Consider the following 13,469-nt stretch of genomic DNA (forward strand, 5'->3'; position numbering starts at 1 on the left):
CAGCCTGTCCGGGTCTCCCTGGCAACACCAGGGAGACCCGGACAGGCGCTCTACTTCGCGGACCGGGGTTAGCCGACCAGGCGGTCTACCGCCTCCGAGGACAGGATCTGGTCCACCGCCATGGCGCTCGCGCCCAGGACGCCGGCCTGCGTACCTGTCCGGGCCGTGACGATCCGGAGGTGCTGCGTCGCCAGCGGCAGGGACCGCTGGTAGACCACCTCGCGGATGCCGGCCACGATGTGCTCGCCCGCGTCGGCCAGGATGCCGCCGATGATGATCATGGACGGGTTGAGCAGGCTGACGCTCGTGGCGAGCACGGCGCCGATCTCCCGGCCCGCCTGGCGTACGGCCTGGCTCGCGGCGACGTCCCCTGCCCGGACCAGCGCGACGACGTCGGCGGGCGTGGCCGCACCCTCCAGCTTGTTGGCGACTGCCAGGCCGCTCGCAATCGCCTCGAGGCAGCCGATGTTGCCGCACCGGCACACGACGTCGGTGACGCCCGGCACCGCGACGTGCCCGATGTCGCCCGCGGAGCCCTGGGCGCCGCGCCTCAGGGCCCCGTCGGCGATGATGCCCGCGCCGATGCCGGTGGCGACCTTGACGAACAGCAGGTCCGCGACGTCGGGCCAGGCGGCGCGGTGCTCGCCGAGGGCCATGATGTTGACGTCGTTGTCCACGAGGACGGGCGCGTGGAACCGCGCGCCGAGGATGGCGGGCACGTCGGCGTTGTCCCAGCCGGGCATGATCGGCGGGTTGTTCGGCTTGCCGGTGGCGTGCTCCACGGGTCCCGGCAGGCCGACGCCGACCCCCGCGAGCTCGCCGGGGGACCGGCCGGCCTCGCGCAGCAGCTCGGCGCCGGTCTCGGCCACGCGGTCGAGCACCGCGTCGGGCCCGTCGGTGATCAGCAGCGGCAGCTCGCGCTGCGCCAGGATGGTGGAGGCGAGGTCGGTCAGGGCGAGCCGCGCGTGCGTCGCGCCGAGGTCCACACCGAGCACCACCCGGGCGGACGGCGCGAACGCAAAGGTCGCGGGCGGGCGCCCGCCGGTCGACGTCGCCTCGCCCGCCGGGGCGATGAGGCCCGCCGCCATGAGCAGGTCGATGCGCGCCGCGACCGTCGACCGGGCTTGCCCCGTGACGGCCGCCAGATCGGCCCGGGTACGGGGCCGCCCGTCGCGCAGGAGCTGGAACATGTCCCCCGCTCCGGAGACCTTCGGTACCTGCTGGGCCACGTCCCGTGCCACTTCCACCATGCCTCTAGTCAATCATGGTCAACAAGGTCGCGACTTTTGCTTGACCATCGCCAAAAGTCCATCTACGTTCGATGCATGGTCGACGTGGACCCACAACCGACAGAGCAGCCGGCTGACCAGCCGGCCGAGCGGCCCCTGCTGCGCATGCGCGGCATCGTGAAGCAGTTTCCCGGCGCGCGGGCGCTCGACGGCGTGGACCTCGACGTCCGCCCCGGCGAGGTGCACTGCCTGCTGGGCCAGAACGGGGCGGGCAAGTCCACCCTGATCAAGATCCTGGCGGGGGCGCACCAGCCCACCGCGGGCGAGGTCCTGCTCGACGAGGAACCGGTGACCATCGCGGACCCGGTGGCGGCCCTCAAGCTCGGCATCGCGACGATCTACCAGGAGCTGGACGTCGTGGACGGCCTGACCGTCGCCGAGAACATCTACCTCGGGCACGAGCTCGCGCGGGGCGGCGTCACCCGCCGGTCCGACGCGACCCGGCGCACCCGCGAGATCCTGAAGCGGCTCGGCCACTCGGAGATCTCGCCGCACCGCGAGGTCGGCAGCCTGCCGGCCGCGGGCAAGCAGATCGTCTCGCTGGCCCGGGCGCTGTCGCGCGACGCGCGCGTCGTCGTCATGGACGAGCCGTCCGCCGTGCTGGACTCCGAGGAGGTTGGCAACCTGCACCGCATCGTGCGCGAGCTCACGGCCGACGGCGTCGCCGTCGTCTACATCTCGCACCGTCTGGAGGAGATCCGGCAGCTCGGCGACCGGATCACCGTGCTCAAGGACGGCCGCACGGTGGCGACGGGCCTGCCCGTCGCGGACACACCGACACGCGAACTGATCAAGCTCATGACCGGCCGGACCGTCGAGTACGCGTTCCCCGAGCGCCCCGGCGTCCCCGAGGACGCCGCTCCGATCCTGGAGGTCGAGGGCCTCGGGCTCGGCGACGTCTTCCAGGACGTCTCGCTCACGGTCCGGGCCGGCGAGATCGTCGGCCTGGCGGGCCTGGTGGGCTCGGGCCGCTCCGAGATCCTGGAGACGATCTACGGAGCCCGGCGATCGACGTCGGGCAGCGTGCGGGTGGGTGGCAAGCGCCTGCGGTCCGGCGTCGACGCGGCGGTCGCCGCGGGCATGGGCCTGTGCCCCGAGGAGCGCAAGAGCCAGGGCCTGCTCCTGGACGAGCCCGTCTACCGCAACATCACCCTCTCCTCCTTCGCGCGCCTCGCCCACGGCGGCTGGCTCGACGAGCGGGCCGAGCGCGCCGCGGCGCGCGAGCAGGTCGAGGCCCTCGACCTGCGGCCGGCCTCCGTGGACCGCGACGCGCGCACGCTGTCCGGCGGCAACCAGCAGAAGGCGCTGCTCGCCCGCTGGCTCGTGCACGGCTGCCGCGTCCTCCTGCTCGACGAGCCCACCCGGGGCGTCGACGTCGGGGCGCGCGCCGAGATCTACGGCCTGATCCGTCGCCTGGCCGACGCCGGCACCGCCGTGGTCGTGGTCTCCAGCGAGATCCCCGAGGTGCTCGGGATGGCGGACCGGGTCCTGGTCATCTCCGACGGCCGGGCGGTCCACGAAGGCCCGGCCGACGACATCGACGAGCACCGTGTGCTCGACCTGGTCATGGAAGGAAGTGTCGCGTGAGCGGACAATCGGCCCTCAGGGGCCCGGCCCTGCGCATGGGTGGCCTCGTGTTCGCCCTCATCCTGCTCATCGTGGTGGGGGTGGTGACCGGCGGCGAACGGTTCGTGAGCTTCGGCAACCTCACCACGGTCCTGAGCCTCGCCGCGGTGATCGGCGTCGTGAGCATCGGCATGACGTTCGTCATCACGTCGGGTGGTATCGACCTCTCTGTCGGTTCCGTCGTCGGTCTCGCCTCGGTCTGGGCCTCGACGCTGTCGACCCAGTACATGGCCGAGGACTACGGCTGGTGGATCATCGTGGTCACCGCCCTGGCCGTGGGGCTCGTCGCGGGGCTGGTGAACGGCGCGCTGGTCGCGTACGGCAGGGCACCGGCGTTCATCGCGACCCTCGCCATGCTGACCGCTGCCCGTGGCCTCGCCGAGATCATCGCCGGACGGCGCACGCAGATCGTCACCGTGGAGCCTTTCTTCGACGTGTTCCAGGCCCGCCCGCTGGGCCTGCCGACGATCGTCTGGATCTTCGTCGTGGTCGCGGCTGCCGGCTGGTTCCTGCTGAACCGGACCACGTTCGGTCGCCGCACCGTCGCGGTGGGCGGCAACCCCGAGGCGTCCCGCCTGGCAGGCATCAAGATCAAGCGGCACACCCTGTACCTGTACGGGCTCTCCGGCCTGGCGGCGGGCATCGGCGGCGCGATGATCCTGGCCCGCACCACCGCCGGCTCCTCCACGAACGGACTGTTCTACGAGCTCGACGCCATCGCGGCGGTCGTCGTGGGCGGCACCCTGCTGGCCGGCGGCCGCGGCACCATCACCGGCACGGTCCTGGGCGTCCTGATCTTCTCGACGCTCACCAACGTCTTCGTCATCAACAACATCGACAGCTCGGTCCAGGCGATCGCCAAGGGCGCGATCATCGTGGCCGCCGTGCTGGTGCAGCAGTGGTTCGCCTCGCGCGAGAGGGCGACGAGCACATGAGCTCGCCGTCACCCGGGCGCCTGCGAAACCGCCGGCACGTACCCAACCCAGAAGAGCTCAACCCCGGATCAAGGGAGATCACGATGACCTCGTCCACAGCAGTTCGTACGCGCCGGGTCTCCGGCGCCGTCGTCGCCGCGGCGTGCGCCGCGCTCGTCGTCGCAGGCTGTACCAGCAACGAGCCCCGCGACGAGGAGGCGGCCGAGACCGGTCCCGTCACGGTGACCGAGAACGACGAGCCCGGCGACGAGGTGGTCATCGGGTTCTCCGCCCCGGCCGCCGACCACGGCTGGATGGGCGCCATCACCAGCGCGGCCAAGGCCGAGGCCGAGAAGTACGACGACGTGACGCTCCAGGTCGCCGAGGGGACCAACGACGTCAACGTGCAGATCAGCCAGATCGAGGGCTTCATCGATCAGAAGGTCGACGCGATAGTGCTGCTGCCGTTCGACGGCGCCGCGCTCACCGACGTGGCGCTCGACGCCATGGAGGCCGGGATCCCCGTCATCAACGTGGACCGCGAGTTCTCCAGCCCGTTCGCCGCCCGCTCCACGGTGCTGGGCGACAACTACGGCATGGGCGTGAGCGCGGGCACCTACATCTGCGAGCAGCTCGGCGACAACCCGGACGCCGTGGTCGCGGAGATCGCCGGCATCGACTCGCTGCCGCTGACGCAGGACCGCAGCGAGGGCTTCAAGGACGCCCTCGACGACTGCGGCCTGGACGTCGACGCGCGCGTCGCCGCCGACTTCACGGTCGAGGGCGGCGAGGAGCAGACGGCGAACCTGCTGTCCGCGGAGCCCAAGATCGACGCCATCTGGAACCACGACGACGACCAGGGCGTCGGCGTGCTGGCCGCCATCGAGAACGCGGGCCGCGACGAGTTCTTCCTGGTGGGCGGCGCGGGCTCGGCCAACATGATGCGCGAGATCCAGGACCCGGACAGCGTCGTCAAGGCGACCGTCATCTACCCCTCGACCCAGGCTGCCGACGGCGTCAAGCTCGCCCGGCTGGTCGCGCAGAACAAGACGGTGAGCGACCTCGCGTCCATCGGTGTGCCGCGCGAGGTCCAGCTCTACGCGCCGGTCGTCACGGCGGACAACGTCGAGGAGTACCTGCCCATCGGCTTCGAGTCCTGACGGCATGACGGATCGGACGACGCCCGCTCGGGCGCACAGCACGGCGGCAATACGACAGTTGGGGGGAGGCGCGGCATGAGCAGCGTTGAGAGCGAGCTCGGGGTCGGCATGGTCGGCTACGCGTTCATGGGGGCGGCACACTCGCAGGCCTGGCGCACGGCGCCGCGGTTCTTCGACCTGGCGCTCGCGCCGCGCATGCGTGCGGTGGCGGGCCGGGACGAGGCCGCGGTCCGGGCAGCGGCCGACAAGCTGGGCTGGGACGAGGCGGTGGTCGGCTGGCGCGACCTGCTGGCGCGGGACGACATCGGCCTGGTCGACGTCTGCACGCCGGGCGACACGCACGCCGAGATAGCGGTGGCCGCCCTGGAGGCGGGCAAGCACGTCCTGTGCGAGAAGCCGCTGGCCAACAGCGTGGCCGAGGCGGAGGTGATGGTTGCCGCCGCCGACGCCGCCGCGGAGCGGGGCGTGCGCGCGATGGTGGGCTTCACCTACCGTCGTGTTCCCGCGATCGCCCTGGCCCGGCAGCTCGTCGAGCAGGGCCGGATCGGGCAGGTGCGGCACGTGCGCGCGCAGTACCTCCAGGACTGGATCGCCGACCCGCAGGCGCCGATGTCGTGGCGCCTCGACAAGCAGAAGGCGGGCTCGGGCGCGCTGGGCGACATCGGCGCGCACGTCGTCGACCTCGCGCAGTACGTCACGGGCGAGTCGCTCACCGGGGTGACCGGCCTGCTCGAGACCTTCGTGCACGAGCGCCCGGAGGCGGCCTCGTCGGGGAGCCTGTCGGGCGTGGCCGACACCAGCCGCATGGGCAAGGTCACGGTGGACGACGCCGCGGTGTTCCTCGGGCGGCTGTCCGGCGGCGGGCTGGCGACCTTCGAGGCGACCCGGTTCGCCTGGGGCCGCAAGAACGCGATCCGGCTGGAGGTCAACGGCTCGAAGGGCTCGGTGGCCTTCGACTTCGAGGACATGAACCTCCTGCACTTCTTCGACGCGTCGGACGAGCCGACGACGGCGGGCTTCCGCCGGATCATCGTGACCGAGCCGGAGCACCCGTACGGCGGCCACTGGTGGCCGCCGGGGCACGGCCTCGGGTACGAGCACGCGTTCACGCACCAGGTCGTCGACCTGATCGGGGATCTGGCCGCCGGGCGGCAGCCGACGCCGTCCTTCCGCGACGGCCTGGCGGTCCAGCGGGTGCTGGACGCCGTCGAGCGCAGCGCCGCGGACGGCGGGGGGTGGGTGTCGCTGACCTGAGCCGCGAGAGGCACTGTCTGACCCGACTCGATGAGGAGCTCCAGGTGAGAAACGTGCAACGAACCCGCCGCATGCTGCGGGCGGTGGTCGCGGCAGCAGCCGCGACCACCCTCGGTGTCCCGGCAGCGCTGGCGTCCGCGGTCGAACCGCCGGCGACCCCCGCGCACGACGTGGCGGCCGGCGTGGCCGACCGACCGGCGAGCAAGCCCGACAAGCCATCGAAGCCCGAGAAGCCAGAGAAGCCAGACAAGCCTGACAAGGCCGAGCCCTTCGACGCCCTCGTCTTCTCGAAGACGGCGGCGTTCCGCCACGGCTCGATCCCCGCGGGCATCGCCGCGATCACGCAGCTCGGCGCGGCGAACGACTTCACGGTCACCGCCACCGAGGACGCGAGCGCCTTCTCCGACGAGGGGCTGGCCGACTACGAGGTCGTCATCTTCCTGTCCACGACCGGCGACGTGCTCGACGCCGGCCAGCAGGCGGCGTTCGAGCGGTACATCCAGGCCGGCGGCGGCTACGCGGGCATCCACGCGGCGTCGGACACGGAGTACGACTGGCCCTGGTACGGGGAGCTCGTGGGTGCGTACTTCGCCAACCACCCGGCGATCCAGGACGCGACGATCGACGTCGAGGACCACGCGCACGCCTCGACCGCCCACCTTCCGGACCGCTGGGACCGGAACGACGAGTGGTACAACTTCCGGTCGAACCCGCGCGGCACCGTGCACGTCCTGGCCAGCCTCGACGAGGACAGCTACGACCCGGGCTCGGGCGCCATGGGCGCCGACCACCCGACCGCGTGGTGCCAGACGTACGACGGCGGCAGGTCCTGGTACACGGGCGGCGGCCACACCGACGGGTCGTACGCGGAGCCGGAGTTCCTGACGCACCTGCTCGGCGGGATCCAGACCGCGGCGGGCGTCGTCGACTCCGACTGCAACGCCGCGCAGTCCAACGTGAACTGGCTCGACTTCGTGGGTGATGGCGTGGCGTACCGCCCGCCGTCGTCCTGATACGTGGGCGGGCGGGCACCCAGCCCGCCCCGCACCGCAGGTCCCGGCACCAACGACGGAGGAAAAGATGGCACGACCGATCACCCTGTTCACCGGCCAGTGGGCCGACCTGCCGCTCGAGGAGGTGGCACGCCTCGCCGCCTCGTGGGGCTACGACGGCCTCGAGCTGGCCTGCTGGGGCGACCACCTCGACCCGTGGCGCTGGGACGACGACGAGTACGTAGCCGGGCGCCTCGACCTGCTGGAGCGGCACGGCCTGAAGGTGTGGGCGATCTCGAACCACCTCAAGGGCCAGGCCGTCTGCGACGACCCGATCGACCAGCGGCATCGCGACATCGTCTCGGACCGGGTGTGGGGCGACGGCGACCCGGAGGGCGTGCGGCAGCGTGCCGCCGAGGAGATGAAGAACACCGCGCGCCTCGCCGCGAAGCTCGGTGTCAAGACGGTCATCGGGTTCACCGGCTCCGCGATCTGGAAGTACGTGGCAATGTTCCCGCCCGTGACCGACGCCGCCGTCGAGGCCGGATACCAGGACTTCGCCGACCGCTGGAACCCGATCCTCGACGTCTTCGACGAGGTGGGGGTCAAGTTCGCCCACGAGGTGCACCCGAGCGAGATCGCCTACGACTACTGGACCACCGTCCGCACGCTGGAGGCGATCGGCCACCGCGAGACGTTCGGCCTGAACTGGGACCCGAGCCACATGGTGTGGCAGGACCTGGACCCGGTCAGCTTCCTCTGGGACTTCAAGGACCGGATCTACCACGTGGACTGCAAGGACACGAAGAAGCGCATGACGAACGGCCGCAACGGCCGCATGAGCTCGCACCTGCCATGGGCGGACCCCCGCCGCGGCTGGGACTTCGTGTCGACCGGGCACGGCGACGTCCCGTGGGAGGACGCCTTCCGCATGCTCAACACGATCGGCTACGACGGCCCGATCTCCGTGGAGTGGGAGGACGCCGGCATGGACCGCCTCGTCGGCGCACCGGAGGCGCTCGAGTTCGTGCGCTCGCACGCATTCGACGCGCCGGACTCGGCGTTCGACGCCGCGTTCTCGACCCGCTGACGCCGTCGACGACGCGCCGACAGGACTGACAGGGAGGTACGACCAGCAACGACCAGGTACCCGGCGTCGCAGCACGACGCCGAAGAAGGATGAGGACCGGGCCCCGGACGAATGGGATGCGCACGAGGCCCGGCCGGCGTGACGAACTCGATGAGGAGCTGCATCACGTATGAAGACTATCCACACGCGCGCTCACGCGCGGCGAAAGAAGACGCTCGCGGCGCTCGCCGCGACCGCGCTGGTCGGTACGGCCCTCCTGGCCACGCCGACGGCGTCCGCCCACGAGGGCCACGCCGACGTCGACGAGGCCGCGGCCGCCGCCGACACCGACTGGGGCAACTACGAGAAGGTCCTGCTCACCAAGGACGTCGGCGAGCCGCTGGACATGGCGGTCCTGCCCGACCTGCGGGTGCTGCACACGGCCCGCAACGGCGACATCCGGGTGACCGACCCGGCGACGGGCGTCACCAAGGTCGTCAATACGCTCGACGTGTACAACAACTCCGAGGACGGCCTGCAGGGCATCGCCCTGGCGCCGGACTTCGCCACGACCGGTCACGTCTACCTCGTGTACGCGCCGCGGGACGCCGACGGCGACGGCACGGCGGACACGCCGTCGGGCAACGCGCCCAACACGCTGCCCGCGGGCGAGGACGCGAGCTACTGGGACAGGTGGCTGGGCGTGAACCGCCTGTCGCGGTTCACGTGGACGGGCGATGCTCTCGACCCGGCCTCCGAGCAGCCGATCCTGGACGTGACGACCCAGCGCGGCCAGTGCTGCCACGTCGGCGCGGACATCGACTTCGACGCCGAGGGCAACCTCTACCTGTCGACCGGCGACAACACCCCGGCCGGCACGCCGGGCGCCAACGGCTACGCCCCGAACAACGACGCCCCGAACATGAACCCGGGCTTCGACTCGCGCCGCGGCGCGGGCAACACGAACGACCTGCGGGGCAAGATCCTGCGGATCGCCGTGAAGGACGACATCCCGGCCGGCGCCCCGCCGGGCGAGGGCAGCACGTACGACGTCCCCGCCGGCAACCTGTTCGCCCCGGGCACCGAGGGCACGCGCCCCGAGATCTTCGTGATGGGCGTGCGCAACCCTTTCCGCATCGAGGTGGACCCGGAGACCAGCTCCCTGTCGTGGGGCGACTACGGGCCCGACGCCGCCGCGGCCGACCCCGACCGCGGGCCCATGGGCTACGTCGAGTGGAACGTCGTCGGCCTGGACGACCCGCACAACTCCGGCTGGCCGTACTGCCACGGCCCGAACGCCGCCTACAACGAGTGGAACTTCGAGACCGCCACCCCGCGCGAGTTCTTCGACTGCGCCGCGCCGCAGAACAACTCGCGCTGGAACACCGGCCTGACCGACCTCCCGCCGGCCCGGGCGGCGACCGTCTACTACGGGGACCAGCCCGGTCAGCAGCCGCGCGACGAGCTCGTGAACTTCGGCTCCGGCACCGGCCAGGCGCCCATGGGCGGCCCGGTCTACCACTACGACGCCGACAGCACGGCCGTGGGCAAGTTCCCGCAGTACTGGGACGGCAAGGCGTTCTTGGGCGAGTTCTCCCAGGACTACTACGCGGCGTTCACCGTGGACTGGTCCACGCATCAGGTCGGTGAGATCGAGAACTTCTTCCCGAATGCCGCACTGCAGGACGCCGGCATGCCGATCAACGACAACCCGATGGACCTCGAGTTCGGTCCCGACGGCTCCCTCTACGTGCTCGAGTACGGCGACGGCTTCTTCCGGGCCAACCCGGACGCCGGCCTCTACCGGATCGACTACGCCGAGGGGAACAAGGCGCCGCAGGCGAAGTTCACGGCCACCCCGAGGTCGTCGTCGGAGGCGCCCCTGGAGGTCGCGTTCGACGCGACAGCGTCGAGCGACCCGGACGGCGACCCGCTCACCTACGAGTGGGACGTCGACGGGGACGGCACGTTCGACCTGACCGGCCCTGAGGTCACCCACACCTACACGGAGATCGACCTCTACACCGCCCGCCTGCGGGTCACCGACGGCCGCGGGAAGCGCACGCTCACGTCGACGACGATCAGCGTCGGCAACCAAGCACCCGAGATCGCCGTCGACCAGCCGGCCGACGGCGGCTTCTTCCAGTGGGGTGACGAGGTCCCGTTCCGGGTATCCACCAACGACGCCGAGGACGGCACCGAGACCGCCTGCGGCCGGGTCTCCTGGTCCTACGGCCTCGGCCACGACCAGCACGCCCACCCCGAGGTCTCGGGCACGGGCTGCACCGGCGTCTTCCCGACCGACCCCAACTCCCCGGAGCACGGCGCGGGCGCGAACCTGTACGGCGCGGTGGTCATCACCTACACCGACAACGGGGCCAACGGCCTGCCGCCCGCCGCGGGCGAGGCCACGCTGCGCCTGAACCCCAAGCGGCAGCAGGCCGAGCACCTGACCGTCGACGGCGCCGAGGTGGTCCAGGACGACTCGGCCTCGGCCGGCGCGTACGTGGCAGGCCTGGGCAAGGGCGACTCGCTCGCCATGGAGCGCGTCAGCCTGTCCGGCATCGACGGCGCCACCGCGACCGTACGGGGCAAGGGCACGCTCCAGCTCCGCTGGGGCTCGCCCACCGCGAAGCCGTTCGCCACCGCCAAGGTGACCGGTGGGACCTGGCAGGACGTCGACCTGACGTTCGGCGACCGGGAGGGCACCGGGGTGCTCTACGTCACCGCCACCGGATCGCTCGGCGTCGACGTCGTGACGATGACCGGCGAGGGCGTCGGTACGCCCCCGGCGGCCGCACAGAACTCGACCGGCCCGTCCGGGGCCGCCTCGACCGAAGGAGAGCAGTGATGGAATCACGCACTGACGTCAACCGCAGGAACTTCCTGAGGCTGGCCGGCGGCACCGTGGCCGTGGGTGCGGCGGCGCTGGCCGGCGCGGGCCTCGCGGGCAGCGCCGCGGCCTCGACCCTCGCACCGACGACGGCGGGCGCGACCGCCGCCCGCGGCCGCGTGCTCGTACCGCCGGGCAACATCGGCATCCAGCTGTACTCGATCCGGGACAAGGTGTCCTCGCTCGGCTTCCGCACCGTGTTCGAGCGACTCTCGGCCATGGGGTACGCCGAGGTCGAGTTCGCCGGGTACACCCAGGGCCAGGTCGGGGCGATCACGCCCCAGGAGCTCGGGCAGCTCCTCGACGACAACGGCCTGCGCGCCGTCGGGTCCCACCGCGGCATCGCGGACTTCGCGAACAACATGGAGCAGGAGCTCGACATCGCCCAGACCCTGGGCACGGAGCACATCGGAACGGCGCAGGCGCCCACGGACATCCGCACGGTCGACGGCTACCTCGCCGCGGCCGAGCAGTTCAACGGGTTCGGGGCGGCGGTGTCGGCCCGCGGGCTGAAGTTCTACCAGCACAACCACGACGGGGAGTTCGGCTTCGCCACCGACGACCCGGCCGTGCGCCTCTACGACGTCTTCTACGACAACACCGACCCCACGACGGTGTACCTGGAGATGGACGTCTTCTGGGCCTTCGTCGGCCAGCACCGGTACCCCGGCTTCGAGCCGGTGGACTACATCAAGCGCAACCCGGACCGCTACCCGCTCCTGCACCTCAAGGACGGAAAGGTGAACCCGGAGAACTCCGCGGGCTACGACATGGTGGAGTTCGGGATCGGCGACCTGCCGTACACCGAGTTCCTGTCGGCGCTCGCGGGCGGGGGCAGGCGGCACGGCATCTGGGAGCAGGACAACGCCGCGCAGGTGCCGGCCCCCGGGTTCCCGGCGGACTCGTTCGGGAACGCCGAGCGGTCGTACGTCGAGGTCCGGTCGCTGCGTCGCCGCTGAGCGGGCTGAGCTGCTGGGTGGTTGCGTGAGTGGTGTGGCCGACGCCGTCCGGCGTCGGCCACACCCTTCTCGTCGAGCCCTTCGGTCTAGGACCGGGTGCGGAGGAGCACCACGTCGTCATGCTCGCGGCCGCCCACGACGTAGGTGCGCTTGCCGATCACCTCGAAGCCGCTCTTGCGGTAGAAGGCCTGAGCGCGCCGATTGATCGCGTTGGTCGCGAGCCAGAACGGCAGGCTCGGGCCGAGCTCGGCAGCGGCGGCGGACGCTGCCCGGATGAGCTCGCCCGCGACGCCGCTGCCCTGCACGTCGGGCTGGACGTAGATCTTGGAGAGCTCGACGTAGGGCGCCTCGCGCCCGCTCGCCCCGCGGACGGCGTCGGCCTCGGCCGCGCCCTCGGGCCTCCCGAGGATGAGAAGTGCATAGCCGAGCAGGCGGGTGCCGTCGTCGTACACGAGGAGGGTGTGCTGGTCGCTCGCGGCCCACTCGCGGAAGCGTGCGGGGGTCAGCTTCTGCGCGATGTGCGTGGCCATCTCCGACCGCGACGCCTCGGGAGGGCAGGCGAGGGGAAAGGTGAGCGCGGCGAGCCACGCGGCCTCGGCCGCGTCGTCAAGGGTCGCGCGGCGGACGACTCCCGTGCGCGGCGCGGCCATGTCCGGTGCGTCGTCCTGCGCCGCGCTCGGTGCCGCGCTCGGCGGGGTGCTCTGTGCGGAGGGTGTCTCGATGTCGGCGGGGGACGCCGCCGTGGGCTCGGATGTCACGATCCGAACGTAGTACGGGCCACCGACACGTGAACTAGGGCGGCTGACGGAAAATGCCGGTGCGGGACCGGGTAACGGGCGGTCGGCGGGATACACCGGAGGGGTACCGTCGTGCCGCTGGCGTGGCCCCCGTCACAAGCACTGCTCGACATCGCGTCACGACATGTTAAAAACAGGTGCTGACCTGCGGAAACATGGTGTGCCGCAGGCCACTCCGAGCGAAGTGGCGTCAACGCGGGAACGTGTGTAATGTTCTCCAGGTCAGCCCGCCGGGCAGACGGACACCAGCCGGAAACGGACTGAGTGGCCGCGCCGGGGTTGAAACCACATCGCAAGGCTCAGGGTGGCTTCGTGCCCCCTGAAACGGGATGTGGTGCCGAATTCGGCAGGCGGAGGCAATTCCTTCCGGTTCATGAGAACTGAAGCGAATTTGATCGGCCGAAAGAATCTGGTAAGTTTAAGGAACTGCCCCGGGCAGGGAAGTGATCGGAATGATTGCGACTCTGACGGTGTGCGTCGGTTGTTTGAGAACTCAACAGTGTGCTTGATAGTCAA

The 13,469-nt window shown here is 71.2% G+C and carries 10 protein-coding genes; 8 read left to right on the forward strand and 2 right to left on the reverse strand.

Annotated elements, in window-relative coordinates; all coding sequences use genetic code 11:
- Window positions 1-68 precede the first annotated feature (68 nt).
- Window positions 69-1,250, reverse strand: coding sequence for an ROK family protein (locus tag ACFT2C_RS27845; protein WP_377210348.1), 1,182 nt, complete (start codon window positions 1,248-1,250; stop codon window positions 69-71).
- A 75-nt stretch (window positions 1,251-1,325) separates the two neighbouring features.
- Here ACFT2C_RS27845 and ACFT2C_RS27850 point away from each other — a divergent pair, with 75 nt between their 5' ends.
- The 8 genes from ACFT2C_RS27850 (at window position 1,326) to ACFT2C_RS27885 (ending at window position 12,156) form a co-directional block, all read left to right on the forward strand.
- Complete coding sequence (locus ACFT2C_RS27850; protein WP_377210349.1) at window positions 1,326-2,876, forward strand: sugar ABC transporter ATP-binding protein; 1,551 nt, start codon at window positions 1,326-1,328, stop codon at window positions 2,874-2,876.
- 35 nt (window positions 2,877-2,911) lie between these two features.
- The gene (locus ACFT2C_RS27855; protein WP_377210357.1) at window positions 2,912-3,850 is read left to right on the forward strand and encodes an ABC transporter permease; all 939 of its coding nucleotides are present in this window, start codon (window positions 2,912-2,914) and stop codon (window positions 3,848-3,850) included.
- 83 nt (window positions 3,851-3,933) lie between these two features.
- Window positions 3,934-4,989 (forward strand): substrate-binding domain-containing protein, encoded by a 1,056-nt coding sequence (locus tag ACFT2C_RS27860; protein WP_377210350.1) that lies wholly within the window; start codon window positions 3,934-3,936, stop codon window positions 4,987-4,989.
- 75 nt (window positions 4,990-5,064) lie between these two features.
- Window positions 5,065-6,243, forward strand: coding sequence for a Gfo/Idh/MocA family protein (locus tag ACFT2C_RS27865; protein WP_377210351.1), 1,179 nt, complete (start codon window positions 5,065-5,067; stop codon window positions 6,241-6,243).
- A gap of 53 nt (window positions 6,244-6,296) precedes the next feature.
- Window positions 6,297-7,256 carry a ThuA domain-containing protein gene (locus ACFT2C_RS27870; protein ID WP_377210352.1) on the forward strand — a complete coding sequence of 320 codons (960 nt, stop codon included), beginning with the start codon at window positions 6,297-6,299 and terminating at the stop codon, window positions 7,254-7,256.
- 67 nt (window positions 7,257-7,323) lie between these two features.
- Entirely contained in the window at window positions 7,324-8,325 is a 1,002-nt protein-coding gene (locus tag ACFT2C_RS27875) for a sugar phosphate isomerase/epimerase family protein (protein ID WP_377210353.1), read from the forward strand.
- 169 nt (window positions 8,326-8,494) lie between these two features.
- A complete protein-coding gene (locus ACFT2C_RS27880) occupies window positions 8,495-11,155 on the forward strand; it encodes a PQQ-dependent sugar dehydrogenase (RefSeq protein ID WP_377210354.1) in 2,661 nt (886 codons plus the stop codon).
- On the forward strand, window positions 11,155-12,156 hold the full coding sequence (locus ACFT2C_RS27885; RefSeq protein ID WP_377210355.1) for a sugar phosphate isomerase/epimerase family protein: 1,002 nt from the start codon (window positions 11,155-11,157) through the stop codon (window positions 12,154-12,156). The genes ACFT2C_RS27880 and ACFT2C_RS27885 overlap by 1 nt, the downstream gene beginning before the upstream one ends.
- A gap of 86 nt (window positions 12,157-12,242) precedes the next feature.
- Here ACFT2C_RS27885 and ACFT2C_RS27890 read toward each other — a convergent pair whose 3' ends face one another.
- A complete protein-coding gene (locus tag ACFT2C_RS27890; RefSeq protein WP_377210356.1) occupies window positions 12,243-12,914 on the reverse strand; it encodes a GNAT family N-acetyltransferase in 672 nt (223 codons plus the stop codon).
- Between the last annotated feature and the right edge of the window lie 555 nt (window positions 12,915-13,469).

The organism is Promicromonospora sp. NPDC057138 (assembly GCF_042670845.1).
In the GTDB taxonomy this organism is placed as follows: domain Bacteria; phylum Actinomycetota; class Actinomycetes; order Actinomycetales; family Cellulomonadaceae; genus Promicromonospora.

Excerpts from the sequence above, each read along its gene's own strand:
- ACFT2C_RS27845 (WP_377210348.1), bottom strand. The coding sequence starts at position 1,250 with ATGGTGGAAGTGGCACGGGACGTGGCCCAGCAGGTACCGAAGGTCTCC.
- ACFT2C_RS27850 (WP_377210349.1), top strand. The coding sequence starts at position 1,326 with ATGGTCGACGTGGACCCACAACCGACAGAGCAGCCGGCTGACCAGCCG.
- ACFT2C_RS27855 (WP_377210357.1), top strand. The coding sequence starts at position 2,912 with ATGGGTGGCCTCGTGTTCGCCCTCATCCTGCTCATCGTGGTGGGGGTG.
- ACFT2C_RS27860 (WP_377210350.1), top strand. The coding sequence starts at position 3,934 with ATGACCTCGTCCACAGCAGTTCGTACGCGCCGGGTCTCCGGCGCCGTC.
- ACFT2C_RS27865 (WP_377210351.1), top strand. The coding sequence starts at position 5,065 with ATGAGCAGCGTTGAGAGCGAGCTCGGGGTCGGCATGGTCGGCTACGCG.
- ACFT2C_RS27875 (WP_377210353.1), top strand. The coding sequence starts at position 7,324 with ATGGCACGACCGATCACCCTGTTCACCGGCCAGTGGGCCGACCTGCCG.
- ACFT2C_RS27880 (WP_377210354.1), top strand. The coding sequence starts at position 8,495 with ATGAAGACTATCCACACGCGCGCTCACGCGCGGCGAAAGAAGACGCTC.
- ACFT2C_RS27885 (WP_377210355.1), top strand. The coding sequence starts at position 11,155 with ATGGAATCACGCACTGACGTCAACCGCAGGAACTTCCTGAGGCTGGCC.